The sequence below is a fragment of the Caulobacter sp. SRI_008 genome, assembly GCF_057586355.1.
Genome location: NZ_JBYCZS010000019.1, coordinates 67,440 through 94,055 on the forward strand (window position 1 = coordinate 67,440; position 26,616 = coordinate 94,055).

At 69.5% G+C, this 26,616-nt stretch carries 21 protein-coding genes and 1 pseudogene; 17 read left to right on the plus strand and 5 right to left on the minus strand.

Annotated elements, in window-relative coordinates:
• The first annotated feature begins 125 nt into the window (after positions 1-125).
• Positions 126-1,292, plus strand: a complete 1,167-nt coding sequence (locus AC2YHT_RS17215) for an MFS transporter (RefSeq protein WP_487290990.1) — start codon at positions 126-128, stop codon at positions 1,290-1,292.
• 149 nt (positions 1,293-1,441) lie between these two features.
• On the opposite strand, the gene cysN is transcribed toward AC2YHT_RS17215, so the two are convergent.
• Complete coding sequence (gene cysN, locus AC2YHT_RS17220; RefSeq protein WP_487290991.1) at positions 1,442-3,349, minus strand: sulfate adenylyltransferase subunit CysN; 1,908 nt, start codon at positions 3,347-3,349, stop codon at positions 1,442-1,444.
• A complete protein-coding gene (cysD, locus tag AC2YHT_RS17225; RefSeq protein ID WP_487290992.1) occupies positions 3,349-4,320 on the minus strand; it encodes a sulfate adenylyltransferase subunit CysD in 972 nt (323 codons plus the stop codon). The genes cysN and cysD overlap by 1 nt, the downstream gene beginning before the upstream one ends.
• Before the next feature lie 227 nt (positions 4,321-4,547).
• On the opposite strand from cysD, the gene AC2YHT_RS17230 reads away from it, so the two are divergent.
• From AC2YHT_RS17230 to AC2YHT_RS17245, 4 genes are all read left to right on the plus strand, one after another.
• Positions 4,548-4,754, plus strand: coding sequence for a hypothetical protein (locus AC2YHT_RS17230; protein WP_487290993.1), 207 nt, complete (start codon positions 4,548-4,550; stop codon positions 4,752-4,754).
• 197 nt (positions 4,755-4,951) lie between these two features.
• Positions 4,952-8,047: a polar localization protein TipN gene (locus tag AC2YHT_RS17235; RefSeq protein WP_487290994.1), complete on the plus strand. Its 3,096-nt coding sequence runs from the start codon at positions 4,952-4,954 to the stop codon at positions 8,045-8,047.
• Between the two features lie 7 nt (positions 8,048-8,054).
• Entirely contained in the window at positions 8,055-8,615 is a 561-nt protein-coding gene (locus AC2YHT_RS17240; RefSeq protein ID WP_487291044.1) for a sugar transferase, read from the plus strand.
• Positions 8,616-8,682: 67 nt separating this feature from the next.
• Positions 8,683-9,240 (plus strand): hypothetical protein, encoded by a 558-nt coding sequence (locus AC2YHT_RS17245; protein WP_487290995.1) that lies wholly within the window; start codon positions 8,683-8,685, stop codon positions 9,238-9,240.
• 134 nt (positions 9,241-9,374) lie between these two features.
• Here the strand turns inward: AC2YHT_RS17245 and AC2YHT_RS17250 are convergent, their stop codons facing one another.
• Positions 9,375-10,820, minus strand: a complete 1,446-nt coding sequence (locus AC2YHT_RS17250; RefSeq protein WP_487290996.1) for a mannitol dehydrogenase family protein — start codon at positions 10,818-10,820, stop codon at positions 9,375-9,377.
• Positions 10,821-11,022: 202 nt separating this feature from the next.
• On the opposite strand from AC2YHT_RS17250, the gene AC2YHT_RS17255 reads away from it, so the two are divergent.
• The 6 genes from AC2YHT_RS17255 to AC2YHT_RS17280 all read left to right on the plus strand — a co-directional run bounded on the left by AC2YHT_RS17255 (position 11,023) and on the right by AC2YHT_RS17280 (position 18,533).
• Positions 11,023-11,379: a hypothetical protein gene (locus tag AC2YHT_RS17255; protein ID WP_487290997.1), complete on the plus strand. Its 357-nt coding sequence runs from the start codon at positions 11,023-11,025 to the stop codon at positions 11,377-11,379.
• Positions 11,380-11,419: 40 nt separating this feature from the next.
• On the plus strand, positions 11,420-13,018 hold the full coding sequence (locus AC2YHT_RS17260) for an FAD-binding oxidoreductase (protein ID WP_487290998.1): 1,599 nt from the start codon (positions 11,420-11,422) through the stop codon (positions 13,016-13,018).
• Positions 13,019-13,211: 193 nt separating this feature from the next.
• The gene (locus AC2YHT_RS17265; RefSeq protein WP_487290999.1) at positions 13,212-13,712 is read left to right on the plus strand and encodes a hypothetical protein; all 501 of its coding nucleotides are present in this window, start codon (positions 13,212-13,214) and stop codon (positions 13,710-13,712) included.
• Between the two features lie 319 nt (positions 13,713-14,031).
• Entirely contained in the window at positions 14,032-16,290 is a 2,259-nt protein-coding gene (locus AC2YHT_RS17270) for a TonB-dependent receptor (protein ID WP_487291000.1), read from the plus strand.
• A 164-nt stretch (positions 16,291-16,454) separates the two neighbouring features.
• Positions 16,455-16,754, plus strand: a complete 300-nt coding sequence (locus AC2YHT_RS17275; protein ID WP_487291001.1) for a hypothetical protein — start codon at positions 16,455-16,457, stop codon at positions 16,752-16,754.
• Positions 16,755-16,868: 114 nt separating this feature from the next.
• Positions 16,869-18,533, plus strand: a complete 1,665-nt coding sequence (locus AC2YHT_RS17280; RefSeq protein WP_487291002.1) for an energy transducer TonB — start codon at positions 16,869-16,871, stop codon at positions 18,531-18,533.
• A gap of 162 nt (positions 18,534-18,695) precedes the next feature.
• Here AC2YHT_RS17280 and AC2YHT_RS17285 read toward each other — a convergent pair whose 3' ends face one another.
• Positions 18,696-19,433, minus strand: coding sequence for an SDR family oxidoreductase (locus AC2YHT_RS17285; RefSeq protein WP_487291003.1), 738 nt, complete (start codon positions 19,431-19,433; stop codon positions 18,696-18,698).
• A 106-nt stretch (positions 19,434-19,539) separates the two neighbouring features.
• On the opposite strand from AC2YHT_RS17285, the gene AC2YHT_RS17290 reads away from it, so the two are divergent.
• Entirely contained in the window at positions 19,540-20,130 is a 591-nt protein-coding gene (locus tag AC2YHT_RS17290) for a TetR/AcrR family transcriptional regulator (RefSeq protein WP_487291004.1), read from the plus strand.
• Positions 20,131-20,306: 176 nt separating this feature from the next.
• Here AC2YHT_RS17290 and AC2YHT_RS17295 read toward each other — a convergent pair whose 3' ends face one another.
• The gene (locus AC2YHT_RS17295; protein ID WP_487291005.1) at positions 20,307-21,815 is read right to left on the minus strand and encodes a UxaA family hydrolase; all 1,509 of its coding nucleotides are present in this window, start codon (positions 21,813-21,815) and stop codon (positions 20,307-20,309) included.
• A 158-nt stretch (positions 21,816-21,973) separates the two neighbouring features.
• Between AC2YHT_RS17295 and AC2YHT_RS17300 the strand changes: the two genes are divergently transcribed.
• From AC2YHT_RS17300 to kduD, 5 genes and pseudogenes are all read left to right on the plus strand, one after another.
• The gene (locus AC2YHT_RS17300) at positions 21,974-23,056 is read left to right on the plus strand and encodes a LacI family DNA-binding transcriptional regulator (RefSeq protein WP_110120131.1); all 1,083 of its coding nucleotides are present in this window, start codon (positions 21,974-21,976) and stop codon (positions 23,054-23,056) included.
• Between the two features lie 105 nt (positions 23,057-23,161).
• Positions 23,162-24,616: a glucuronate isomerase gene (uxaC, locus tag AC2YHT_RS17305; RefSeq protein WP_487291006.1), complete on the plus strand. Its 1,455-nt coding sequence runs from the start codon at positions 23,162-23,164 to the stop codon at positions 24,614-24,616.
• 25 nt (positions 24,617-24,641) lie between these two features.
• Positions 24,642-25,484, plus strand: coding sequence for a 5-dehydro-4-deoxy-D-glucuronate isomerase (gene kduI, locus AC2YHT_RS17310; RefSeq protein WP_487291007.1), 843 nt, complete (start codon positions 24,642-24,644; stop codon positions 25,482-25,484).
• Positions 25,485-25,516: 32 nt separating this feature from the next.
• Positions 25,517-25,641 (plus strand): annotated as a pseudogene (locus AC2YHT_RS17315) (hypothetical protein); the annotation flags it as partial.
• A 1-nt stretch (position 25,642) separates the two neighbouring features.
• Positions 25,643-26,401 (plus strand): 2-dehydro-3-deoxy-D-gluconate 5-dehydrogenase KduD, encoded by a 759-nt coding sequence (gene kduD, locus AC2YHT_RS17320; RefSeq protein WP_487291008.1) that lies wholly within the window; start codon positions 25,643-25,645, stop codon positions 26,399-26,401.
• The last annotated feature ends 215 nt before the right edge of the window (positions 26,402-26,616 follow it).

Sequence of the window (26,616 nt, forward strand, 5' to 3'; positions counted from 1 at the left end):
GATCCGCTGTCGCGGCGTTTTTCGTCTGTGCGACCCCTCATCCGTCATCCTTCGGATGACACCTTCTCCCGCAGGGGGAGAAGGATTTCCTTCCCCTTCGCCGCACGCCGATCTACGGGACGGCCATGCCGCTCGTCGTCCGCCTCTGTCTGTTCTACGTGGCCATCTATCTGGGCACGGGCGTGAGCCTGCCCTACATCGCCACCTTCCTGCGGGCCAAGGGCCTGTCGGGGGCCGAGATCGGCGCCGTGCTGGCCGCGCCGCTGCTGCTCAAGCCGTTCACCGGACCGGTGCTGGCGGTGTGGGCCGACGGGTTCAGACTGCGGCGCTCGCCGATGATCCTGTTGGCGGTGGCCGCCGCCGTCGCCTACCTCGCCATGCTGATCGCGCCCGGCTTCTGGGGTCTGCTGATCTGCTGGCTGCTGGGCGCCACCTTGCTTTCGACCATCTCGCCGCTGATCGACGTCGTCACCCTGCGCCGGGCGCGGCTGGAGGGCTTCAACTACGGCCTGCCGCGCGGCAGCGGCTCCAGCGCCTTCATCGCCGCCAATCTGGTCATGGGCGTGGTGCTGACCCTGGCGGGGGCCGACGTCATCGTCGTCTGGATCACCGTCGCGGCCCTGTTGGCGGCCGCCGCCGCCTTCGTCCTGGTGCCGCCCGAGCAGGTGCACGAGGAGGGCGAGGCTCCGCCCAAGCGCGAGCGCTGGAAGGGCCTGGGCCAGTTGCTGACCGACCGGGTGTTCGTGCTGGCGGTGGTCACCGCCGGCCTGATCCAGGGCGCACACGGCTTCTACTACAGCTTCTCGACCATCCTCTGGCGCAAGCAGGAGATCCCCGAGCCGGTGATCGGCGTGCTGTGGGGCGTCGGCGTCGCGGCCGAGGTCGGGTTCATGTGGTTTCTGGAGCCGTGGCGGCGACGGGTTGGCCCCGGCAAGCTGCTGGCCATGGGCGCCGGCGCGGCGGTGATCCGCTGGACCGCCTACGCCTTCGCCCCGCCGCTGTGGGCGCTGTTCCCGCTGCAGATGCTGCACGCCTTCACCTTCGCCGCCAGTTTCCTGGCCTCGCTGCAACTGATCGAGCGCCTGACGCCGTCCCGCAGCGCCTCGGCCGCCCAGGCCCTGAATTCGGCGGTGTCGCAGGGCTTCACCCTGGGCGCGGCGACCCTGGCCTCGGGGCCGCTGTTCGACGCCCTGGGCGTGAAGGGCTACTGGGCGATGGCGGCGCTGGGGGCGGCGGGCCTGGTCGGCGCGCTGGTGCTGGGCCGCAGCGCGCGGGTGAAGGCGGCGGCTTGAACACTCATCCCTCCCCCTTGATGGGGGAGGGGAAGGGGTGGGGGTGATGCGGCGTTCGACGCTGAGCCGCGGCCAATTCAGCAGGTCACCCCCATCCCCGACCCTTCCCCCATCGAGGGGGAAGGGGGCGGCAAGCGCCTTCGTCTTCCCTAGATCTCGTAGGCGATCTCCTCGCCTTCCAGCCAGGCCACGATCTGCTCGGCCGCCGCCACCGGATCGACCTTGGTCGTGTCGATGACCAGTTCGGCCGCCTCGGGCGCCTCGTAAGGGCTGTCGATGCCGGTGAAGTTCTTCAGCTGGCCCGAACGCGCTTTCTTGTAGAGGCCCTTGACGTCGCGGCTCTCGGCCACGGCCAGGGGGGTGTCGACGAACACTTCCACGAACTCGCCGTCGTTGAGGATCTCGCGCGCCAGCTGGCGCTCGGCCCGGAACGGCGAGATGAAGGCGGTCAGCACGATCAGGCCGGCGTCGACCATCAGCTTGGCGACCTCGGCCACCCGGCGGATGTTCTCGACCCGGTCTTCCTCGGTGAAGCCGAGGTCCTTGTTGAGGCCGTGGCGGACGTTGTCGCCGTCCAGCAGGTAGGTGTGGCGGCCCAGGGCGTGCAGGCGCTTTTCCACCAGGTTGGCGATGGTCGACTTGCCCGCGCCCGACAGGCCCGTCAGCCACACCACGCGGCCGCGCTGGCTCTTGAGCGCCGCGCGCGAGGCCTTGGAGACATCGGTGTGCTGCCAGTGGATGTTGTCGGCCCGGCGCAGGGCGAAGTTCAGCAGGCCCGCGCCGACGGTGCGGTTGCTGATCCGGTCGATCAGGATGAAGCCGCCCAGATCCCGGTTGTCGGCATAGGCCTCGAACGGGATGGCCTGATCGAGCGAGATGTTGACGTGGGCGATCTCGTTGAGCTCCAGCCGCTTGGCAGCCGTGTGCTCCAGGGTGTTGACGTTCACCCGGTGCTTGATCTCGGTGACGCTGGCGCCGACGAGGCGCGCGCCGATTTTCAGCAGGTAGGAGCGACCCGGGGGCAGGGGCTCGTCGTCCATCCACACCAGGGTGGCTTCGAACTGGCCGGCGACGGCCGAGGGGCTGTCGGCGGCGACCAGCACGTCGCCGCGCGAGACGTCGACTTCATCGGCCAGGGTGATGGTCACCGACTGGCCGGCCACGGCCTGATCCAGGTCGCCCGGCAGGGTGACGATGCGCGACACCCGGCTCTCGCGGCCCGAGGGCAGCACCTTGACCCGGTCGCCCGGCTTGACGACGCCCGAGGCCAGCTGGCCCGAGAAGCCGCGGAAGTCCAGGTTCGGGCGGTTGACCCACTGCACCGGCATGCGGAACGGCTGGGCCTGCAGGCTGTCCTCGACCTCGACGCTTTCCAGCCAGTCCATCAGGATCGGGCCGTCGAACCACGGCGTGTGTTCGCTGCGCACGGCCATGTTGTCGCCGCCCAGGCCGGAGATCGGGATCGGGGTGAAGACGTTCAGGCCGATCTTCTCGGCGAAGGCGCGGTAGTCGGCGACGATGGCGTCGAACACCGCCTGGTCCCAGTCGACCAGGTCCATCTTGTTGACCGCCAGCACCACGTTGCGGATGCCGAGCAGGCTGACGAGGTAGGAGTGGCGGCGGGTCTGGGTCAGCACGCCCTTGCGCGCGTCGATCAGGATCACGGCCGCGTCGGCGGTCGAGGCGCCGGTGACCATGTTGCGGGTGTACTGCTCGTGGCCGGGGGTGTCGGCGACGATGAACTTGCGCTTGTCGGTCGAGAAGAACCGGTAGGCGACGTCGATGGTGATGCCTTGCTCGCGCTCGGCGGCCAGGCCGTCGACCAGCAGGGCGAAGTCGATCGCCCCGCCTTGCGTGCCCACGCGCTTGGAGTCGGCCTCGAGGGCGGCCATCTGGTCCTCGAAGATCATCTTGCTGTCGTAGAGCAGCCGGCCGATCAGGGTGGACTTGCCGTCATCGACGCTGCCGCAGGTGATGAAGCGCAGCAGCGACTTGTTCTGGTGGGCCTCGAGATAGGCTTCGATGTCTTCGGCGATGAGGGCGGATTGGTGAGCCATCAGAAGTAGCCCTCCTGCTTCTTCTTCTCCATCGAGGCGGACTGGTCGTGGTCGATGACCCGCCCCTGGCGCTCGCTGGTGGTGGTCAGGAGCATCTCCTGGATGATCTCGGGCAGGGTCGAGGCGGTGCTCTCGACGGCGCCGGTCAGCGGATAGCAGCCCAGGGTGCGGAAGCGGACGCTCTTGATCTGGGGCTCTTCACCCTCGCGCAGGCGGAAGCGCTCGTCGTCGACCATGATCAGCGCGCCGTCGCGCTCGACCACCGGCCGCGGGGCCGAGAAGTAGAGCGGCACGATCGGGATGTTTTCCAGGTGGATGTATTGCCAGACGTCCAGCTCGGTCCAGTTGGAGATCGGGAAGACGCGCAGGCTTTCACCCGGGTGCTTGCGGGTGTTGTAGAGCTTCCACAGTTCGGGGCGCTGGTTCTTCGGGTCCCAGCGCTGCTCGGCCGAGCGGAAGCTGAACACGCGCTCCTTGGCGCGGCTCTTCTCCTCGTCGCGGCGGGCGCCGCCGAAGGCCGCGTCGAAGCCATACTTGGCCAGGGCCTGCTTGAGGCCTTCGGTCTTCCAGAGGTCGGTGTGCAGGGCGCTGCCGTGGTCGAACGGGTTGATGCCGCGCGCCTCGGCCTCGGGGTTCTTGTGGACCAGCAGGTCGAAGCCCAGCTGCTCAGCGACCTTGTCGCGCAGCTCGTACATCGCCTTGAACTTCCAGGTCGTGTCGACGTGCAGCAGCGGGAAGGGCGGCTTGGACGGATAGAAGGCCTTGGCGGCCAGGTGCAGCATCACCGCGCTGTCCTTGCCGATCGAGTACAGCATGACCGGGTTTTCGCACTCGGCCGCCACCTCGCGCATGATGTGGATGCTCTCGGCTTCCAGGCGCTGCAGGTGGGTCAGGCGAGCGGGCGTGATCGCGGGCATAGGCGGCTCGAGAGCGACGGCGGACGCCTGAGGTGCAAGCTGGGTAAGGGGCAAGACAGTCGTCCGCAAACAGAAAAACTTCATCGGCGCCAGGCGGCTTTCCGACGAAGAACCGGGGGAGCTTGCGACCTAGGTCTCTGGGGCCTCGCGAGCAAGGCGCAGAAATCTAGGGTCGCTGTCAGCTTGTGTGGGCGCCCGGTTGCGGCAACATGACCAAAAGTTCATTCGAGCCTGGCCGTGGGTTGCGGCATAACGACGGTATCGGACCGACGGGTGAACCGATGTCATTCCTGACTGAAATCTTCGCGGCGATCGTGCTGTGGCTTTCCGCCATGGCCCTGTGCCAGTTCGGCGTGGTCATCGAAAGCAAGATGCCCAAGCCCAAGGCCGAACGCACCGTGGCGCGCACGCCGCGCGACGCCGCTCGCATCGACACGCCGCCGCGGATCGTCTGTCCCGAGCGCGCCGCGGGCGTCGTCCGCGCCTGATCCGTCCGCCCCGAGAGCGCCTCGAAAAGCCCCTTCGGCGCGCGTAAGGCATGGCCGGCTTTGGGGAAAACCGTTGCAAGCGGCTAGGCGCAGGCGTCATTCGCGGCTAGGTTTACTCGCCTGCGCGAAGAAGGGGCTTGCGCGCTGTGTCGCTGTGAGAGGCCCCCTCACCGTTCGCCTTGGGACAGTGGCTGCGTATGAAGCCTAAGAAGCGCCGACCGCTCGACTTTTCCACCCTGCCGGTGGAGACGCCCCGCGAGGATGCGGCGCCCCCTTCTGGTCTGCCTGAAGCCGACTCACTTGCGCCGACCTCCCAGGAGCCGGATCCCGACGCGCCGGTCACCGAGCCCGACAACGACCTCGACATCGCCGATCCCGAGACCGGGTTCCTGGCCGCGCCGCCGCGCGGCGCGCGTCCGCCGTCGTACCAGGCGCCAGAGCCCCAGGCCGAGCCCTCCGCCGAGCCGGTCCCCGAGCCGCTGACCTCGTCGGTCGCGTCCGAACCCGCGCCGGAGCCCGAGGCCCCGACGCCCGATCCGTTCGAGGCGGCGCTGCGCGAAGACCGCTCCACGGCCCGCCGCTCGTTCTTCCGCACGAACAAGACGCCGGATCCGGAGCCGCCGCCGGCTCCCAAGTTCGAGCCGATCGCGCCTGAACCGGTCGCCGAAGCTGCGCCGCCGGAACCCAAACCCGCGCCTGCCCCGGAACCCGAGCCCGTCCCGCAGTATGGTTCGATGCGCGCCCGCCTGAAGGCCGAGCGCGAACGCGAACAGGCCAGCGCGCCGACGGCCGACGACCTGTCGCCGCTGCCCACCTTCCTGACCGCGCCCGCCGCCGCCCAGCCGCCGGCCCCGCGCGTCGAGCCCGAGCCGCCCGCCAGGCCGGAGCCGGCCAAGCAGTCGGTCGCCCAGTCTTCGGCCCAGACGCCCGACCGCCGGGTGCACGCCCTGTCGGAGACGACCGAGCGCAAGCCGATGCCCGGCGGCGTCTATTGGAGCCTGGCCGTCTGCGTCGCCGCCCTGTGGGCCGTGGCGCCGGTGATGTTCGCCCTCGGCTACGGCCCCAGCCTGCCGATGCCGATCACCATGGCGGTGTTCTCGGCCCTGGCCGCCGGTCCGGCCGCGTTCATCCTGCTGGCCGCCTACATGCTGCGCCAGGCGCTGGGCGTGTCGGCCGAGCTGCGCCGCACCCGTGAGCTGACCGATCAGCTGCTGACCCCGGCCACCCTGGCCGCCGCCGGCGCCACCGGCGTGGTTGACGCCCTCAGCGGCCAGATCGACGCGGCCACCAGCGCCGCCGACGCCGCCCGCGAGCGCATCGTCACTCTGCGGCAAGCCCTGGCGGAAGAGACCGCCCGCCTTGTCGAGGCCGCCGACACCTCCAGCCGCATGGCCAAGCAGCTGGCCGAGGGCCTGGGCCACGAACGCAGCGCCATGCAGGCGCTGTCGACCACGCTGGACGCCCAGTCTACCTCGGTGGTCGACGCCATTGGCAGCCAGGCCCGCATGGTCGCCGAGGCCTCCGACCTCGCCGAGACCCAGCTGCGCGAAGCCGAGGCCGCGCTCGCCGCCCGCGCCGCCGACTTGGCCGCCGCCGCCGCCGAGGCGTCCGACGCCGCCCGCATCGGGGCCGAGGACCTGTCGCGCCAGATCGCCCGTCTGGAAACCGCCGGCCAGGGCGTCGGCGACCAGATCGGCAATGTCGAACGGAGCCTCGCCTCGCAGCGCGCCGCCCTGGTTGCCGCCGCCCAGGCTCTGCGCGCCGACCAGGAGGACTTCTCCTCCGAGACCGAGACCCGCACCGCCCAGCTCACCGAGTTCGTGGCCTACACCCGTGTCGGCGCCTCCGAGCTTGGCGACATCGCCGCCATGGGCGCCGAGGTGCTGCGCGGCCTGATCGTCTCGTCCGGCGACCAGCTGCGCGAGATGGCCGAGGCCGCCCGCGCCGAGCGCGAGGCCCTGGCCGCCGAGACGCAAGCCGCCCTGGCCCGCCTCGAAGCCGCCGCCGCCGACCGTCGCGGCGACCTCGAGGGCGAGCTGACCCGCGCCATGAACGCCATCACCGACGCCGCCCAGCGGGCCGGGGAGGGCGTCGAGCTGCGCGTCGAGACCGCCCGCGGCCGCGTCGACCAGCTGAACGAGATCGCCTTCTCGGCCGGCCAGAAGGCCGACGCCGTGTTCGAGTCGCGCATGCAGGAAGCCCGCGACCTGATCGAGAGCTCGGCCCAGGTGGTCGAGCAGGCCGGCGCCCGCACCGCCCAGAAGCTGGCCGAGACCGTCGAGACCGCGCGCGGCTCGATCGCCGAGATGGAGCGCATCCTGGCCGAGGCCGGCCAGCGCAGCGCCGCCCTGCCGGGCGAGGCCCTGGCCCGCGCCGCCGAGGTCCGCGCCCAGATCGAGAAGGGCATCGATGATTTGCGCGCCGCCGCCCGCAAGACCGCCGAGGAGACGGCGGCCATCGACCAGGCCTTCCAGGACCGCGTGCGTCGCAACTACGAGATGCTGAGCGAGGCGGTCAGCACGATGAACGCGGCCGCCGCCGCGACGCCGACCTTCGCCGCCCCGTCGAACCGCGGCGCGGCCGGCCTGGTGCGTGCGCCCCAACCGCAGCAACCGGCTCCGCAACCGGTCCCGCCTCCGCAGCAGCGCCAGGCGCCGCCGCCTCCGCCGCCGGTCCAGCCCGCGCCGCAGCCGCCGCGCGCCCAGACCCCGCCGCCGGCGCCCTATCCCTATCCCAACGAGGATTTCGCGCCGCTGGAGCCGCCGCCGCGCCAGCGCCTGAAGCTGACGCCCACGGCCACCGACGACGAGTTCCGCACCATGTTCGACGCCGCCGGCGGCCGCGGTCCGGCCCCGGCGCCGGCCGAGCCCGCGCAGGACGAGGGCTGGAGCTGGAAGACCGTGCTGGGCGACGCCCAGAACAGCTCGCCGGGCGACGCGGCTCTCGGTGAAAAGCTGGCCGGCGAGATCCTGGCCATGGGCATCGACCCGTCGGCCCTGCTGCCGCGCGGCCGCATCGACGAGATCGCCGCCGCCATCCAGACCCACGACGAGGACGGCGCCCGCGAGGTGGTCAAGAAGCTGGCCCCGGCCGCCATTCGCCGCCTGGTCCGCCGCCTGTTCTCGGACGCGCCGCTGAAGTCCAACGCCGAGCGCTTCGTGCGCCGCTACGCCGGCATGATCAACGAGGCCGCCCAGCAGGATCGCGAGGGCTTCCTTGTGGCCGCCCTATTGGCCTCGGAAGCCGGCCGCGCCTATCTGCTGCTGGACGCGGCGGCCAGCGACCTGGCCTGATCCGGTGCTGAAGCGCGCCTTCGACCTCGCCGCCTCGGCCGCGGGCCTGCTGGCGCTGGCCCTGCCGCTGCTGGCGGTGGCGGCGCTGGTGCGCGCCACCTCGCCGGGACCGGCGCTCTACTGGTCGCAGCGCGTGGGGCGGGGCAATCGACTGTTCCCCATGCCCAAGTTCCGCACCATGCGGATCGACGCCCCCGAGGTCGCCACCCACCTGCTGGAAGACCCCGCCCGCTGGCTGACGCCGGTCGGGCCGCTGCTGCGCAAGACCAGCCTCGACGAGCTGCCGCAACTGTGGAGCGTGCTGGTGGGTCACATGAGCCTGGTCGGCCCGCGCCCGGCCCTGTTCAATCAGGACGACCTCGTCGCCGCCCGCACCGTCGCTGGCGTCGACGCCCTGCGTCCCGGCGTCACCGGCTGGGCCCAGATCAACGGCCGCGACGAGCTGGCCATTCCCGACAAGGTGGCGCTGGACGCCGAATACCTGGCCCGGGCCTCGTTCCTGTTCGACCTGAAGATCCTGATCGGCACCGTCGCGCCGGTGTTGCTGGGCAAGGGCGTGCGGGCCTGACGCTTCGGGCCTTGCGCCCCCGTGTCCGCATCGGCCAAGCTGAACCTTGAGGCGAGTTGGGGGCGTGATGCGGAAGATCGGACTTGGCGCGGGCCTGACGGCGGCCGCCCTGATGGCGCTGACCGGCTGCGCCGAACAGAAGAAGGCGCCGCCCCCGCCGCCGCTCGACGGCCTTCTGGCCTTCAAGGACGCCGCGCGCTGCCAGCCCGCACCCGACCTGCAGCGCCTGACCACCAGCGTCGTGAAGTTCGAGGGCTCTCCCATGGAGCTGACCGTGCTGCCGGCCGTCCCGCAGGTGCCGGAAGCCTATCGATCGCAGGTCGGCGAGCCGGACGTGGAGATGAACGGCGACACCTATCGCGCCATCGTCCCGGTGTCGGGAACCTGGCGCGGCCTGAAGGTGCGCCAGATCGCGGTCGGCGGCTGGATGGGCTACGGAAATCGCCTGTGGATCGGCTTCGACGCGCCGTTCGAAGACGTGCTGCGCGAGGTCAATGCGGCCGGCTTCCGGCTGGGCCAGCAGGGACGGCGCGTCGACACCAGCGGTCCTCCGGGCGTGAAGGTGACGATCGCCGTCGAGCGCGACCAGGCCCAGGGCGCCGTGCTGAGCTGCAGCATCGAGTGAGTTTCCCGCGCGGGCTCCGTATGCGTAGGGGTCATGGATCCGCAAAATCTCCGCGAAAGCGGGGACCCAGGCTTTTTCTGAAACGCGCGGCGCTCGACGATAAAACGCCTGGGCCCCGCTTTCGCGGGGGTTAACTAGGCGAGTTCCCCGTACGCCGTCTCCACCGCCGCCGCGAACGTCGCGTTCGCCGCCAGTTCGGCTGGGAACACCGCTTCCACCGCCAGGAACGCGGCCACATCGCCCTTCACGTCGCCCGGCAGGGCCTGGACGACGGCCAGCAGGCGGTCGGCCAGGGGGTCGGTGACGGCGACGCCTTCGGCGGCGCGCTTCTTCAGGAAATGGAACCAGGCGGCGATCGGTACGGCCAGACGGTCGACCGGGCGGCCGGCCTCCAGCGCGTCCTTCACCGTGCCGAGGATGCGGAACGGCAGCTTCTGCGAGCCGTCCCAGGCGATCTGGCTGAGGAAGTGGCGGATCTCGGGATTGCGGAAGCGGTCGAGAATGGCCTCGGCGTAGGCGACCAGGTCCAGGCCGCGCGGGGCGGTCAGGGTGGGGATGATGTCCTGCACCATCAGGTCGCGGGCCAGGGCCTCCAGAGCCGGGTCGCCGACCGCCTCGAACACCGTCTCATGGCCCTTCAGCAGACCGGCATAGGCCAGGGTGGAGTGCACGCCGTTCAGCAGGCGCAGCTTGGCCCGCTCGAAGCCGCGCACGTCGTCGGTCAGGGTGACGCCGACCGAGGCGAGGTCGGGGGCGTTCTCGCCCAGCACGTCCTCGACCACCCACTGGGTGAAGGCCTCGCGCTGGATCGGCCAGGCGTCGAAGAGGCCGGTGGCGGCCTGGACGCGGGCGCGCAGGGCGTCGTCGGTGGCCGGGGTGATGCTGTCGACCATGGTGCGCGGGAAAGCGGCGGTCTGCTCGATCCACGAGGCCAGGGCCGGATCCACCGCCTCGGCGAAGGCGATCGTGGCCGCCTTCAGGCGCCAGCCGTTGTCGGCGAGGTTGTCGCAGGCGACGACCGCGTAGGGCGGCAGGCCGGCGGCGAAGCGGCGGCGCAGGCCCTCGACGATGTAGCCCACGGCGCTGACCGGGCCGCGCGGCGAAGCCAGGTCATGGACGATGTCGGGATGGCCGGTGTCGAGCTTGCCCTCGCCGGTCAGGCAGTAGCCCTTTTCGGTGACGGTCAGGGTGACGAGGCGCGTCTGCGGCGCGGCCAGGCGGGCGAACACCGCCTCTGGGTCTTCCGGCGCGACCAGCACCTCCAGGATCGAGCCGATGACGCGGAAGCTCGTCTCACGGTCCAACTGGGCCAGGGTGTAGAGACCGTCCTGCGGAGCGAGCGCGTCGCGCACGCCGGGGCTCTTCAGCGAGACGGCGCAGATCCCCCAGCGCGGGTCGCTTTCCAGCAGCCGGTCGAAATAGAAGGCCTGGTGGGCGCGGTGGAAGGCGCCGGGACCGAAGTGGACGACGCCGATCTCCACCTTGTCGCGGTCGTAGCCGGGCAAGGCCGTGCCGGGCAGGGCGGCCGGATAGCTGACGGCGCTCAGGCGCAGGGACGAGCTGGCGGTGTCGGTGGTCACAGGGGGCGCCTCGATAATGCTGGTTCGGCGGATCTGGCGTCCGCCCGGACGCCTAGATGCGGCGCCGAGACACCGGTGGCAATCCTGTCTTCGCCGCCATCGCACGCTGAGCGGGGGGATCCGGGGGAAAGCGCCGCGGCGTTATAATTTTCACATAAAACCGAAGGCTGTAGCGCCAAGCTTGCCGCCGCAAGGGAAGAGCATGCGCAAGTTTCTGATCATCGCGGCGGTGTTGGCGTCGGGCGTTGCGGCGTCGAGTTGCGACCGGGTCGAGGCCGACGCCCCGGCCGCCCAGCGGGCGGTGGTGACGCGGGCCTGCGTCGACGGCAAGCTGACGGGCCTGGGGCTCAAGTACGACCGGATCGGCTGCGCCTGCGCGGCCAATGTTTTGCAGGCCCAGCTGTCGCCGGCGGCGATGACGGTGCTGGAGGACTATGCGCGCGGCCGCGAGAACGGCTTCGCCCAGGCGCTGCCGACCCTGCCGCCCGAGGAGCAGGCGCTGTTCGCCAAGGGCGACGGCGGCACGGCCCTAGCCAAGGTGGCGGCGGACTGCCGCTGATCGCGGCCGACGAGTTTCGAAGAAAAATCTGGGGGAGACGATGCAGACGAAACGCTATTTCGCCAGCCGGCGCGATTTCCTGGCCGCGGGCGGCCTGCTGGCCATGGGGGCGGCGCTGGCGCCGAGGAGCGCCCTGGCCCGCTCGCCGCTGCACGCGCCCAATCCGACGCCGCCGGCCGGTCCGGCCGAGGGCGAGTGGGACCGCCTGGCGCGGAACCTGAGCGGCGGGGTGCTGCGCGCCTGGGACGCCGACTACCAGGCCATCGCCCTGCCCAACAATCTGGAGTTCGCCGCGACCCTGCCGCAGGGCGTGGCCCGCTGCGGCTCGGCCGCCGACGTCGCCTTCGCCATCGGCTGGGCGCGCCAGAACGACGTGCCGCTGGTCGTGCGCGGCGGCGGCCATTCCTACGCCGGCTATTCGACGACGACGGGCCTGATGCTCGACACCGGCGGCCTCAGCCAGGCCAGCTACGACGCCGCCACCGGCGTGGCCCGGGCTGGTGCGGGTGCGCGCAACCGCGACCTCTACCGCCTGCTGCGCAGCCAGGACCGCGCCGTCACCCACGGCCGCTGCCCGTCGGTGGGCGCGGCCGGCTTCCTGCTGGGCGGCGGCATCGGCTTCAACATGCGCGCCCACGGCCTGGGCTGCGATCAGCTGGTCGAGAGCGAGATCGTTCTGGCCGACGGCTCGCTGCGAAAGCTGTCGCCCAAGGCGGCCGACCCGAAGGACCGCGACCTGTTCTGGGCCAGCCAGGGCGGGGGCGGCGGCAATTTCGGGGTCAGCACCTCGTTCTCGCTGCAGACCTTCGACGTGAAGGGCAAGGTCGTCACCGTGTTCGACCTCAGCTGGAGCCGCACGCCCGACGCGCCGCATCCCAAGGTCTCGGTGGCCGAACTGGGCGCCAAGCTGATGGCGGTGCTGGACGAAGCGCCCGACGCTCTGGGCTCGCGGGTGTCGTTCGGGGCGGTGACGCCGGTGCAGGTCAAGGCCGGCTACGACGTCCCGATCAGCCTGCTGGGCCAGTTCGTCGGGCCGCGTGATGCGCTGATGAAGCTGCTGCAGCCGGTGTTCGACCTGGCCAAGCCGACCGGCGGGGCGGGGGTCGAGGAACTGCTCTACTGGCCCGCCCAGGACTTCCTGCACGAGGACGGCTTCGCCACCTTCTACCAGGAGCGCTCGGCCTTCGTGACCAACCGCAGGTTCGGAGCCGACGACCTGGCCGCGGGCCTGGAGCACCTGCGCAAATGGCCGGGGACCTACGGCTATTGCGACCTGCGCTTCTTCCAGACCGGCGGCCAGATCAACGCCGTGGGCAAGGCCGACACCGCCTTCGTTCACCGCGACAGCCGCTGGCTGATGGTCAACGGCCTCTATTGGGGCGAGGCCGACTCGCACAACGAGGCGCGGATGAGGGCCAACCACGCCTGGCTGGACGCCTTCTACAGGACCATGCGCCCGCGCGCCGGCGGCGGCGCCTACCAGAACTTCGCCGACCCAGGCCTGTCGAGGGATCCGTCCAAGCCCGACTACTTCGCCACCTCCTATTACGGCGACAACCTGCCCAGGCTGAAGGCGATCAAGGCGGCGGTCGATCCGGACCGGGTGTTCAGGTTCGCCCAGGCGATCCCGGGGGCGTAGGGCCTTTCCACTTCTCCCCATCATTCCCGCTACAAGGACGGGAATGATGGGAGTTGGGGTGAGCGTCCGCCGCCCAGGCCTTGCCGCCTCGCGGATCGTATCGTCCCATCCCCACTTGGAGTTTCGCGTGGGATTCGATGCCTGAAGTCGTCGTGCAAAGTCGTCGTGCAAGTCCCTCGAGCCGCGAGGTCAAGTGAGCGGCTGGAAGATGTTCGGGCGCGTCCTGCGCTGGTGCGGGATCGCCTTGGCCGCCGCAATCGTGGCGTTCCTTCTCTGGCCCTACCGGTTGGAGGAGGTCGTCGCGCGCAGCGATGGCGCGTGCGAGGTCAAGGTCAGTCAACGCAGCGACTGGACGAGAAAGCAGCTCGGGCCGGGCGTCGACGCTTCCGACGTCGCCTATCCGCTGGTCGTGGTCGCCTGGATCGACTGCGGCGACGGCGAGCGACCGCTGTCGGCCCGGCTGGAGCCCGCGCCCGGCCAGCCAGGCGTCGATGGGGAGGATTGCGGGCCCGGCGCCGCGCCCGACACGATGTGTGGGTTCACTGTTCCGCCGATCGCCACGCCTTCGGCCTCTCATGACCTCGTGGTGCGGATGGTGCGCCGCCCGGGCGCGGCGCCGCAGACGATCCGAGTCGAAATCCGCAGGGTTCGCACGTGGCGCAGCGTGGCCTGGGACGCGATGATGTCGGTCTGACCCGCGGGCGCGGCCGTCCTGGACGCCTGGCCTGCCCTGAACCGTTCATGGAGTGATAGTCCGTGAACGGAGTTTTGTGAGGTAATTCTTTTCTTACGTGCGTCGGTGAGGCGTCTCGCGCGGGCCTCGTTGTGACGGGCGCGGGTCATATATTGCCGTTCGATCGTGGTTTGCGATGTAGTGCTTTCGCAGCGAAGATCAGTGTTCGTCGTTCGGTGTTCGAGTTGTCTTGAAAAATTCAAGCAATAGCGCCGGTTTTTGTTGGCGGTGTTGCAACGTTGCGGCGTAGGTCCTCCCCGAATTTTTAGGGGATACCAACATGAAGCATCATCAGAACTGGCTGGGCCTGTCGGTCAGCGCCCTGGCCCTGATGGTTTCGGCGCCGGCTCTGGCCCAGCAGGCGCCGGCCTCCGACGCCACGGTGACCGAGGAGATCGTCGTCACCGCCCAGCGCCGCAGCGAAAACATCCGCGACGTGCCGTTCGCCGTCACCGCGATGAGCAGCAAGACCCTGGCGGCCGTGTCGGCCGGCGGCGGCGACGTGCTGTCGCTCTCGGCCCGCGTGCCCAGCCTGCAGATCGAAAGCTCCAACGGCCGCTACGCCCCGCGCTTCTATATCCGCGGCCTCGGCAATGTGGACTTCGACTTCAACGCCTCGCAGCCGGTTTCCGTCGTGCTCGACGACGTGGTGCTCGAGAACGTCTACCTGAAGGGCTTCCCGCTGTTCGACGTCGATCAGCTGGAAGTGCTGCGCGGCCCGCAGGGCACGCTGTTCGGCCGCAACACCCCGGCCGGCGTGGTCAAGATCGACACCGTCAAGCCGGGCGGCGAGTTCGGCGGCTTCGGCTCGATCGCCTACGGCAACCTGGGCGCGGTGCGCGCCGAGACCGGCGTGACCATCCCCGTCAATGACACGCTGTCGGTGCGCATCGCCGGCCTGTGGAACCATCGCGACGACTGGGTCAACAACGCCTACAATCCCTCGTTCGCCGGCGACGGCGACGACCTGGGCCGCTTCGACGACACCGCCGCCCGCGTGCACGTGGCCTGGAAGCCGACCGACCGCCTGTCGACCCTGCTGACCCTGCAGTCGCGCAACTACACCGGCACCGGCACGCTGAACCGCGCCAACGTGCTGACCAAGGGCTCCAACGAGCTGAACGGCAATTTCGACCGCGACACGGTCTATTACGACGGCGGCCGCAACAACCCGCAGAAGCAGCACACCACCTCGCAGAGCCTGCAGGCGGCCTACGACTTCGGGCCGGTCACCCTGACCGGCGTGGTCAGCGCCTATCAGGGCCGTTCGGCCGGCGACGGCGACATCGACGGCGGCGTCGCCTCGGCCGCCTCCACCGCGCCCTACAAGACGCCGTTCAACTCCGAGACCGGCACCCTGTCGAGCGACCTGGACCAGAAGACCATCGAAGTGCGCCTGGCCTCGAACGGCGACGGCCGCCTGGGCTGGCAGGTCGGCGCCTTCTTCTGGGACGAGCGCTTCAACCTCGTCTCGGGCACCTTCAACGGCGTCGGCGGCCTGAACCCGATCGTCATCGGCGACATCATCCAGCGCTCGGAATCCTGGTCGGTGTTCGGCCAGGCCAACTACAAGGTCACCGACGCCCTGAAGATCACCGGCGGCCTGCGCTACACCGAAGACAGCCGCGACTTCCACGGCGACCGGATCATCCCGGCCGGCAGCACCAGCACGGCCCTGCCGCTGTCGAACGTGCGCCGTTCGGTCGGCGACGAGCAGGTCAGCTGGGACCTCAGCGCGCTGTATGAAATCAACAGCGACCTGAACGCCTTCGCCCGCGTGGCCAAGGGCTATCGCGGTCCGTCGCTGCAGGGCCGGATCACTTCGTCCGACCTGATCACGGCGGCCAATTCCGAGACGGTGATGTCCTACGAGGCCGGCCTGAAGTCGCGCCTGTGGCAGGGCAAGGCTCGCCTGAACGCCACGGTCTACTACTACGAAGTCACCGACCCGCAGTTCACGGCCATCGGCGGCGAAGGCAACTTCAACCAGCTGATCAACGCCGACAAGGGCGAGGGCTACGGCCTGGAACTGGACGGCGACGTCTATCTGGGCGCGGGCTTCAGCCTGTCGGGCGGGTTCGCCTACAATCACACCGAGATCAAGGACAAGGACCTGCTGGTCGCCTTCTGCGGCGCCAACTGCACGGTCACCGATCCGATCGTCACGGTGGGCACGACCCGTCGCGCCAACATCGACGGCAACCCGTTCCCGCAGGCCCCGAAGTACACGGCCAACATCACGCTGAACTACGTGCATGGCCTGAGCAACGGCACCGAGCTCTTCGCCTCGACCGACTGGGTCATGCAGAAGGACTTCAACCTGTTCCTCTATGAATCGGTCGAGTTCATGCAGGACACCAACTTCGAAGGCGGCGCCCGCGCCGGCTGGCGCAACCCGGCCCAGGGCCTGGAAGCGGCGGTCTACGTCCGCAACCTGACCGACGAAGCCAATGTCATCGGCGCGATCGACTTCAACAACCTGACCGCCTTCGTCAACGAGCCGCGCACCTACGGGGTGCAGGTGACCAAGCGCTTCTAAGGACGCGCTTTCGCTGAAGAGACCGGCCCGGCGGCGTTCGAAAGGACGCCGCCGGGCTTTTTCATGCCCGAAGGCCTGAGCGGAGGGCGGCGGAACGAACGCCGCCGCATGCGGGTTGAGCCAAGCCGGCGACAGACCGGCGAAGCTCGTTTGGGAGAGTTCACATGCGTCATACCCTGCTCATCGGCCTGGCCGCCGTCGCCCTGAGCGTCACCGCCTGCGAGAACAAGACCGAAAAGGCCGCCGAGGCCTCGGTCGAGAGCCAGAAGGCGGCCGACGCCGCGGCCCAGGCTTCGAGCGCCGCCGACACCGCCGCCGACGCCAGCGCCCAGGCCGCGGCCGCCGGCGACACCAGCACGGCCAAGGCGGCCGGCGATGCGGCGGCAGCCGCGGGCGAGACCGCCGAGAAGGCCGGCGATCAGGCGGAAAAGGCCGGTGAAAAGGCCAAGGACGCCGCGCACTGACGCGGGGAGGGCGGCGCGCCGCGCCGCCCGTTCCTTCGCTTCCCGAACTCGCCGACCGGTGGCTTGGCAATCGTCACCGCCGTCCATAGGTTGAGGCGAGTTTCGGGGTGGATCATGACCTATCGTACGACCGGGAAAGCCGGCGCCTTTGCAGCGCTGGCCTGGATCGGCTTGGCTTGGGCGGGGATGGGCGGCGGCGCGGCCGCGCAGGAGGGAACCGGCGATCCGGTCTTCGCCTATCGCTATGACGAGGTGCAGGGCGTCTATCCGGCCGACGCCAAGGCCAAGGGTCTGAACGGCGTCGCGATCGTGACCTGCCAGGCGGCCGAGAGACGCGTCTGGGGCTGCGCCCTGACGTCGGAGACGCCCGTGGGCGAGGGCTTTGGCGCGGCGGCGCTGACCATGGTCAAGCGCTACGAGGTCGCGCCGAGAACCCGGGCCGTGACCGGCTCGCGCACCATCGCCGTGCAGTTCATCGCGCCCAAGGCGCGGGTGTTCCATGCGGGCGGGGTCGAATACGTCGCCCCGCTGGAGGTGGAGCAGCCCTCTCAGGACGCGCTGCACGCCGCCTGGCCGGCGGCGGCGCGCTTCAGTGGCCTCGAAGGCAGTGTCGACTTGCTGTGCACGGTGACGCTGGAGGGGCGCGCCAAGGACTGCGGGGTGTTGTCGCAACGCAGCGTGGCGCAGGACCTGGGCCCCGCCGCGCTGAGCGTGGCGCCCCTCTATCGCTTCCAGCCGGGGCGCAGGAACGGCGTTCCGGTTCCCATGACCACCGTCGTGAAGGTGTTTTTCTCCTGCGACTACCGCTGCCGTCCGTTCGAGGGCGCGCCCTATCAGCCCACCCTGGCGTGGCGCGCCGCGCCCAGCCAGGCCGACGTCCTGGCGGCCTATCCGCCTTCGGCCCGGCAGCGCGGGGTGAAGGGGCTGGTCCGGCTCAGCTGCATGGCCAACGACGAAGGCCGGCTCCAGGACTGCCGCGTGATCGCCGAGACGGTGAAGGGCGAGGGTTTCGGCGAGGCCGCCCTGGGGTTGGCTTCGGCTTTCCGGCTCGAGCCGCCGACGACCTCCGCCGCGTCGGGCGCCCGCAAGAAGGCTCCTGCCGCCCCGGTGCTCACGCCCCAGGCGGTCGTGATCGATTTCGGAAACCCGGAGGGCCGGCCTTACTGGATGAGCATGCCGTACGCGGCGCCGACGCCGAAGCCGGACGGAAAGCCGCCGGTCCCGGGCGAGGCGCGGGCCCGCTGCCGGGTCGGCCTGAGCGGAAAGCTGGAAGGCTGCGAGATCCTGAGCTTGACGCCGGCCGGCGACGCCGGGGCCGAGATCGACGCGCGGGCGCGGCTCGCCAAGGTCGCGTCCCCGCTCTGGACCGACGAGGGCCGCTCGACGATCGGCGCGACCGTGCTGCTGGACGTGCCGGTCGGCAAGTTCGGCAAGCCCTCGATCGTCGCTGCGGAGCCCGACCTGCCCAGGCCGGGGCCGGGAGTCGTCGACTACCGGCCCCTGATCCGCGCCGGCATGGATGCCGACTCCGCCGCCCGCTACTACCCTGACCGCGCCCAGCGCATGGAGGTCGGCGGCAAGGCCGAGCTCAGCTGCGCCCGGATCGTCAAGGGCCGGGTGGAGGACTGCACGCTGCTGTCGGAATCGCCGCTGGAATACGGCTTCGGCGAAGCGGCGCTGAAAATGAGCCGGCTGTTCCGCTTCAGCCCAGAGACGATCGACGGCGTCCCAGTCGACGAGCCGATCCTCATCCCGGTCAACTTCTCGGTCCCGGACTAGGGTCAATCGGCATTCGGCGTTTGAGACGAAAACCTCGTCCTTCGACAGGCTCAGGATGAGGTTTTTCTACTGCCCGAGCCTGTAAATGGTCCTCATCCTGAGCTTGTCGAAGGACGAGGACCACGCACCGAGCTTGAATGTCGATCAATCCTAAGCGCCGCCTCAGGCCGTCCAGCCGCCGTCGATGGTCAGGCTGGCGCCGGTCATGTAGCCGGCGGTCGGACCGGCCAGCCAGGCGACCAGGTCGGCGATCTCCTCGGGCTTGCCGATGCGGCCCAGCGGCAGGCGGGGCGTGATGTAGTCCATCAGGCCGGCGGTCATGTCGGTCTCGACCGGACCCGGCTGGACGTTGTTGACGGTGATCCCGCGCGGGGCGAAGTCGAGCGCGGCGCCGCGCACCAGCTGGGCCACGGCCGCCTTGGTCATGGCGTAGACGCTCGATCCGGGCGCGCCGATCCGCTCGGCCGTGTTGCTGCCGATCGTGACGATGCGGCCGCCGTCCAGCAGGTGCGGGGCGGCGTGGCGGATGGCCGCGAACACCCCGCGCACATTGACCGCCAGCATGCGGTCGAAGTCGTCGAAGGCGTATTGGTCGATCGCGCCGGGGATCAGCACGCCGGCGTTGACGACCAGCACCCCCAGCTTTCCGAACCGCGCGACGGCGGCCTCGACCGCGGCGCGCACCGCTTCGGCGTCGGCGCTGTCGGCCTGGAGGGGCAGCGCCGTTCCGCCGGTCTCCTCGATGGAGGCGGCCAGGGCCGCGGCGCTGCCCGGCGAGCTGGCGTAGGTGAAGGCGACCGGGCGTCCTTCGGCGGCGAGGCGTCGGACGATGGCGGCGCCCATGCCGCGCGAGCCGCCGAAAACCAGTGCGGGGGCAGGGGAGGAGGAGGGGGAAGTCATGGCGATGTTCCGTTATGGACTGATTGGTCCATAACAACTGTGCATTCGGGATCGATCAGTCAAGAATAATTCTGGACTGATCGATCAAGGTCGCTAGGATGCGATCATGGCCAGGCCTTCTGAATTCGACCGGGACGAAGCGATCGCCAGCGCGATCAAGGTGTTCGCGCGCCACGGCTACGAGGCCGCCTCGACCAGCGACCTGATCGAGGGCATGGGCATCGGCCGCCAGAGCCTCTACGGGGCGTTCGGCGACAAGCGCCGTCTGTTCCTGGAGGCCCTGCGCCGCTACGCGGCCGGTTCGTTGGCCCAGATGGTCCAGGCGCTCGCGTCCCACGACCAGGCGGCCGACGCTGTCGAGGCCGCGCTGCTGGTTGGGCTCGGCTCGTCCGAAGAGCTGGAAAGCGGCTGCCTGGGCGTCGGTTCGATCGTCGAGTTCAGCCGCTCGGATCCGGAGGTCAACGCCCTCAATGACGAGGCCGCCCGCGCCGTCGTCGCCGCCTTCGCCACCCGGGTGCAGGGCGGGATCGCCACGGGCGCGTTCGACGCCGGACTCGACGCCGAGGCGGCGGCCCGCATGCTGTTGACCCTGCGCTCGGGCCTGAAGGTGGCCGCGCGCGGCGGGGCGGGCCAGGACGAACTGCGCGAGGCGGCGCGCCTGGCCCTGCGAGGGCTGGCGGCGAGGGGCGGCGCCTAGAACGGATCGTCGCTAAACTGCTGGCCCCAATTCCGTCATTCCCCGCGAAGGCGGGGACCCAAGCTGGCGCTCAGGATGGGGCGCGGCCGTGGGCTATCCGCAGACTCGGCTTGGGTCCCCGCCTTCGCGGGGATGCTCGGTGAAAAATAGCTCGCGTTCTTGAACGTCGATCCGCCCTAGAGCGTCACGCCCGACTTCCAGATGGCGATCTCGCGTTCGCCGTTGCGCTCGGCCTTGGTCTCCTGGCCCGAGGCGGTGGCGACCACCAGGTCGAGCAGGGAGTCGGCGGCCTGATCCATGGTCTGGCCGTCGAGCACCACCCCGGCGTCGAAGTCGATCCATGACGGCTTGCGGATCGCCAGGGCGCTGTTGGAGGCGATCTTCAGCGTGGGGGCGGGGAAGCCCAGCGGCGTGCCGCGGCCGGTAGTGAACAGGATCACCGTGGCGCCGGCCGCCGTCAGGGCGGTGGACGATACCGCGTCGTTGCCCGGGGCTTCCAGCAGCGTCAGCCCGTGCGGGCCCACGCGTTCGCCGTAGCGCAGCACCTCGACCAGCGGCGCGCGGCCGCCCTTCTGCACCGCGCCCAGGGACTTCTCCTCAAGCGTGGTGATGCCGCCGGCGATGTTGCCGGGCGAGGGGTTCTCGTAGATGGGCTGGTTGTTGTCGATGAAGTAGCGCTTGAAGTCGTCGATCACCGCGACGGCCTCGTCGAAGATCTCGCGACTTGCAGCCCGTTGCAGCAGCACGTTCTCGGCCCCGAACACCTCGGGGATCTCGGTCAGCACCGGCGTGCCGCCGGCGGCCGCCACCTTGTCGGCGATGCGGCCGACCAGAGGGTTGGCGGTGACGCCCGAAAAGCCGTCCGAGCCGCCGCACTTCAGGCCCACCACCAGTTCGGAGATCGGCGCCGGCTCGCGGCGGTCCTGCTCGGCGATGGCGACCAGTTCCTCGATGGCTTCCAGGCCCTGTTCGTACTCGTCCTCGACGAACTGGGTGGTGAACGAGCGCAGGCGCGCGGGATCAAGGTCCGGGGCGCTGTCGAGCAGGGCTTTGAGCTGGTTGTTCTCGCAGCCCAGGCCCAGGATCAGCACGCCGCCGGCGTTGGGGTGGGCGGCCAGGCCCGCGATCAGCTGGCGGGTGTGGGAAAGATCATCGCCCAGCTGCGAGCAGCCGAACGGGTGGGGGAAGGCGAACACCCCGTCGACGCGGCCGGCGAAGCGGGCGTTGGCCTTCTCGGCGATGCGGCGGGCGGTGTTGGCCACGCAGCCGACGGTGCACAGCACCCAGATCTCGTTGCGGGTGCCGACCCGGCCATTGGCGCGGCGGTAGCCCAGGAAGCTACGCTCGCCGACCACTTCGGTGTTGTCGGTCGGGGCCGGCGCATAGGCGTAGCCCTCGACGCCCTCCAGGCGGGTCTCGACATTGTGGACGTGCACGTGGTCGCCGACGGCGATGTCGGCGGTCGCCCGGCCGATCGGCCAGCCGTACTTCAGCACGTCCTCGCCCTTCGCGACTGGGCGGACGGCGATCTTGTGGCCCTTGGGGATGTCGCTCCGCACCAGGATCGACTGGCCGTGCAGATCGACGGTTTCGCCGACGCCAAGGGGGCGCAGGGCGGTGGCGACGTGGTCACGCGGGTCGACGCCGTGGATCGATTCGCCGGGGAGGGAGGCTGTTTCGCTCATCTGGGTCTTTGTCTTTGCGACTTTTTGTGCTGCCATCCGGTCCTAAGGGAGTGGAAACCGGTGTCAAGAGCTTCGCCAGCGTGCTTTTTGCCGCTTGATTAGCGACGCTCCAGACGCTGGAGTATGACAAAAAACGAAAACCACTGCATGGAAACGCCGTGACCTCGTCTAAGACGCCAAACAAGTCCGCCGACGACACGGATGTGAACGCCGCGCTGGAAAGCGGTCGTCGCCGCGCCACCATCAACGACATCGCTCGCCTGGCCGGGGTCTCCAAGAAGACCGTCTCGCGGGTCATCAACCAGTCGCCGTTCGTCCGCGAGGAAACCCGCCAGCGGATCGAGGCGGTGATCGCCGAATGGGGCTACGCCCCCGATCCCCAGGCCCGGGGCCTGGCGTTCCGCCGCTCGTTCCTGATCGGCATGATCTACGACAACCCCAATCCGCAGTACGTCGTGAACATGCAGCTGGGCTTGCTGGACGGCATGCGCGGCTCGGGCTTCGAGCTGGTGGTCCACCCCTGCGATCGCTCCAGCCCGACCTTCCTGCAGGACGTGCGGATGTTCATCGAGCGGCAGAAGCTGTTCGGGGTGATCCTGCCGCCGTCGGTTTCCGAAGACGAGCGCGTCGCCGACCTGCTGCGCGACATCGGCTGCGAATACATCCGCATCGCCTCGGTTCCGCTGGACGAGGAAGAGCACATGATCGTCGGCCACGACCGGCTGGGCGCCCAGGCCATGGGCGAGCACCTGGTGGGTCTTGGCCACGAGCGCATCGGCTTCATCACCGGCCTGCCCAGCTTCCGCTCGTCGCACGAGCGGCGAGGGGGCTTCGAGGACGCCCTGGCGGCGGCGGGGCTGAAGCTCGACCCGGACTATGTGGTGCAGGGCGCCTACACCTTCGAATCGGGTCTTGCCGCCGGCGAGGCGCTGCTGGCCAAGACCCCGCGTCCGACCGCCATCTTCGCCGGCAACGACGAAATGGCCGCCGGCGTGCTGCAGGCCGCCCGCCGCGCCGGCTTGACCGTGCCAGAGGACCTGACCGTGGTCGGCTTCGACGACTTCCAGATCGCGCAGGCCGTCTGGCCGCCGCTGACCACCGTCCACATCCCGACGCGCCAGGTCGGCCGCATGGCCGCCGAGAAGCTGATCGCCCGCGAGGGCAAGGAGCCGGGCGATCCGGCGACCACGATCCCCTATCTGGTGGTGCGCGAGTCTTCCGCTGCCCCCAAACCTGTGTAGGGTGCGCGCCGCGCCCTGCACCTTGCACCAAACTCTGACACCGGTTACCAAGCGCCGCGAAACGGCCCGTCAGCGGCCTTCGGCGAAGGGACGAGGAGACACGCCATGGCCCGCCCCCTGATCTTGCACGACGATCGTCTGTTCCCGGCCGATCCGACCGTGCGCGGCATCGCCCGCGAGCTCTATTCCACCGTCGCGGCCCTGCCGATCATCAGCCCGCACGGCCACACCGACCCGGCCTGGTTCGCCACCAACGAGCCGTTCCGCGACGCGACCGACCTGCTGCTGGCGCCCGACCACTACGTCTTCCGCATGCTCTACAGCCAGGGCGTGGCGCTGGACGACCTGAAGGTGCCCCGCAAGTCCGGCGTGCCGGCCACCGATCCGCGCGCGGCCTGGAAGGTGTTCGCCAAGAACTTCCACCTCTTCCGCGGCACGCCGTCGTGGATCTGGCTGAACCACGTGTTTTCCAAGGTGTTCGGCTTTACCGAGTTCCTCGGCGAGGACAACGCCGACGCCTATTTCGACGGCATCAACGAGGCGCTGGCGACCGACGCCTTCCGCCCGCGCGCCCTGTTCGACCGCTTCAACATCGAGACCCTGGCCACCACCGAGGGCCCGCACGATCCGCTGAAGCACCACAAGGCGATCCGCGAGAGCGGGTGGGGCGGCCACGTCATCACCGCCTATCGCCCCGACGCGGTCATCGACTTCGAGGACGAGCGCAGCCCGCGCGCCTTCGAACGCTTCGCCGAGATCTCGGGCCAGGACGTCTACAGCTGGAAGGGCTATCTCGAAGCCCACCGCATCCGCCGGGCGGCCTTCATCGAGGCCGGCGCCACCTCGTCCGACCACGGCCACCCGACCGCCGCTACGGCCGATCTTTCCGAGGCTGAGACCGAGGCCCTGTTCCAGAGCCTGGTGAAGGGCGATGTGACGCCCGCCAAGGCCGAGCTGTTCCGCGCCCAGATGCTGACCGAGATGGCCAAGATGAGCCTCGAGGACGGCCTGGTGATGCAGATCCACCCTGGCTCGCACCGCAACCACAATGTCGGTCTTCTGGAATCGCACGGTCGCGACAAGGGCGCCGACATCCCGATGCGCACCGAGTACGTGGATGCGCTGAAGCCGCTCCTGGGCCGACTGGGCGCCGACCCGCGCCTGTCGATCATCCTGTTCACTCTGGACGAGACGACCTACAGCCGCGAGCTGGCCCCGCTGGCCGGCCACTATCCGGTGCTGAAGCTGGGTCCCTCCTGGTGGTTCCACGACAGCCCGGAAGGCATGATGCGCTTCCGCGAGCAGGTCACCGAGACCGCCGGCTTCTACAACACCGTCGGCTTCAACGACGACACCCGCGCCTTCCTGTCGATCCCCGCCCGCCACGATGTCGCCCGACGCGTCGACAGCGCCTTCCTGGCGCGCATGGTGAGCGAGCACCGCATGGATTTGGTGGAAGCTCAGGAGCTCATCGTAGACCTGACGTACAATCTGCCTAAGAAGGCCTACAAGCTCGATCAGCCGCGGCCGCTACCGGCCCCGGCGCTCGCCGCCGAATAAGAACACCACTTCCGGAGTAAACTCGATGTTCGCCAAGACCTACCACGCCACCCATCCGGACATGATGTTCGCGGTCAGCAACGACGACCTGCGCGATCGCTACCTGATGCAGGACCTCTTCGTCGAAGGCGAAGTCGTCCTCAACTACAACCACGCCGAACGCTTCGTCGTCGGCGGCGTGGTCGCCGTGGGCGCCGTGAAGCTGCCCGACCAGACCGAACCGGCCTCGGCCGCCGGCCACCCGTTCCTGGAGCGCCGCGAGCTGGGCGTGATCAACGTCGGTGAGACCACCGGCAAGATCACCGTCGACGGCGTCGCCTACGACATCGTTCCGCGTGACGGCCTGTACGTCACCATGGGCGCCAAGGAAGTGACCTTCGAAGGCACGGGCGGCGAAGCCGCTCGCTTCTACCTGGTCAGCCTGCCGGCCCACGCCGCGTTCGAAACCAAGAAGCTGGCCTTCGCCGACGCCATCCCGCTGGAGCGCGGCGCGCTGGAGACCTCCAACGAGCGCACCATCTACCAGTACATCGTGCCGACCACCTGCAAGTCGGCCCAGCTGCTGCTGGGCATGACCGTGCTGAAGCCGGGCAGCGTCTGGAACACCATGCCGCCCCACCTGCACGACCGCCGCTCGGAAGCCTATTTCTACTTCGGCCTCGGCGAGAACGACCGCGTGTTCCACTACATGGGCGAGCCGGACGAGATGCGTCACATCGTGATCGCCAACGAAGAGGCCGTCATGAGCCCGCCGTGGTCGATCCACATGGGTTCGGGCACCGCCAACTACACCTTCATCTGGGCGATGGGCGGCGAGAACCTCGACTACACCGACATGAACGTGCTGGACATCTGCCAGCTGAAGTAGGCGTAACACGCCTCCCGCGTTCCTTCGGCCGTCATCCCGGCCGAAGCGCAGCGTAGAGCCGGGACCCAGGGGCAGCCGCAATGCGCCGGCCCCTGGGTCCCGGATCGGCCTTTCGGCCGTCCGGGATGACGACAAATTGGGATCAGGAAGCAGATAAAATGGCCAATCCGTTCAGCCTCGAAGGCAAGGTCGCGCTCGTCACCGGCGCCAACACCGGCATCGGGCAGGGGATCGCCATCGCGCTCGCTCAGGCCGGCGCCGACATCGCCGCCGCGGGCCGCAGCGAACCGACCGAGACCAAGGCCGCCGTCGAGGCCCTGGGCCGCAAGTTCGTGTCGATCAAGGCCGACTTCTCGACCATCGAGCCCGTCCAGCGCGTGGTCGACGAGACCGTCGCCGCCCTCGGCAAGGTCGACATCCTGGTCAACAACGCCGGCATCATCCGCCGCGCCGACTCGATCGAATTCTCCGAAGCCGACTGGGACGCGGTGATCGACACCAACCTGAAGGTCGTCTTCTTCCTCACCCAAGCCTTCGCCAAGCAGGCGCTCGCTCAAGGGACCGGCGCCAAGGTGATCAACATCGCCAGCCTGCTGTCGTTCCAGGGCGGCATCCGCGTGCCGTCGTACACGGCCGCCAAGTCGGGCCTGGCCGGCCTGACCAAGATCCTGGCCAACGAGTGGGCGACTAAGGGCATCAACGTCAACGCCATCGCGCCGGGCTATTTCGACACCAACAACACCGAGGCCCTGCGCGCCGACGCCGACCGCAACGCTTCGATCCTGGCCCGCATCCCGGCCGGCCGCTGGGGTCGTCCGGAAGACCTGGGCGGCGCGGCTGTGTTCCTGGCCTCGTCGGCCGCCGACTACATCCAGGGCGTCACTCTGCCGGTCGATGGCGGCTGGCTGGCGCGCTAAGCTCCACGGCCTTCGGGACGACCGAGCGTTTGATCCCCGCGAAGGCGACTTCGCGGGGATTTTCCGTTCCGGGACAGGTGGGGACCAAACTGCACCGTCTCACGCACAAAATGCGCGCCAATGAACGATGGTAGCGCAACCATATCGCCGTCCGACTTCCCCCGAGCGACGAAGGGCGCTAGAGCCCGCACAGCGTTCGTCCGGGCCGGGTTGGA

Coding starts and splice junctions, on each gene's coding strand:
- AC2YHT_RS17215 (WP_487290990.1), top strand. CDS start 126: ATGCCGCTCGTCGTCCGCCTCTGTCTGTTCTACGTGGCCATCTATCTG.
- cysN (WP_487290991.1), bottom strand. CDS start 3,349: ATGGCTCACCAATCCGCCCTCATCGCCGAAGACATCGAAGCCTATCTC.
- AC2YHT_RS17230 (WP_487290993.1), top strand. CDS start 4,548: ATGTCATTCCTGACTGAAATCTTCGCGGCGATCGTGCTGTGGCTTTCC.
- AC2YHT_RS17235 (WP_487290994.1), top strand. CDS start 4,952: ATGAAGCCTAAGAAGCGCCGACCGCTCGACTTTTCCACCCTGCCGGTG.
- AC2YHT_RS17245 (WP_487290995.1), top strand. CDS start 8,683: ATGCGGAAGATCGGACTTGGCGCGGGCCTGACGGCGGCCGCCCTGATG.
- AC2YHT_RS17255 (WP_487290997.1), top strand. CDS start 11,023: ATGCGCAAGTTTCTGATCATCGCGGCGGTGTTGGCGTCGGGCGTTGCG.
- AC2YHT_RS17260 (WP_487290998.1), top strand. CDS start 11,420: ATGCAGACGAAACGCTATTTCGCCAGCCGGCGCGATTTCCTGGCCGCG.
- AC2YHT_RS17270 (WP_487291000.1), top strand. CDS start 14,032: ATGAAGCATCATCAGAACTGGCTGGGCCTGTCGGTCAGCGCCCTGGCC.
- AC2YHT_RS17275 (WP_487291001.1), top strand. CDS start 16,455: ATGCGTCATACCCTGCTCATCGGCCTGGCCGCCGTCGCCCTGAGCGTC.
- AC2YHT_RS17280 (WP_487291002.1), top strand. CDS start 16,869: ATGACCTATCGTACGACCGGGAAAGCCGGCGCCTTTGCAGCGCTGGCC.
- AC2YHT_RS17285 (WP_487291003.1), bottom strand. CDS start 19,433: ATGACTTCCCCCTCCTCCTCCCCTGCCCCCGCACTGGTTTTCGGCGGC.
- AC2YHT_RS17290 (WP_487291004.1), top strand. CDS start 19,540: ATGGCCAGGCCTTCTGAATTCGACCGGGACGAAGCGATCGCCAGCGCG.
- AC2YHT_RS17295 (WP_487291005.1), bottom strand. CDS start 21,815: ATGAGCGAAACAGCCTCCCTCCCCGGCGAATCGATCCACGGCGTCGAC.
- uxaC (WP_487291006.1), top strand. CDS start 23,162: ATGGCCCGCCCCCTGATCTTGCACGACGATCGTCTGTTCCCGGCCGAT.
- kduI (WP_487291007.1), top strand. CDS start 24,642: ATGTTCGCCAAGACCTACCACGCCACCCATCCGGACATGATGTTCGCG.
- kduD (WP_487291008.1), top strand. CDS start 25,643: ATGGCCAATCCGTTCAGCCTCGAAGGCAAGGTCGCGCTCGTCACCGGC.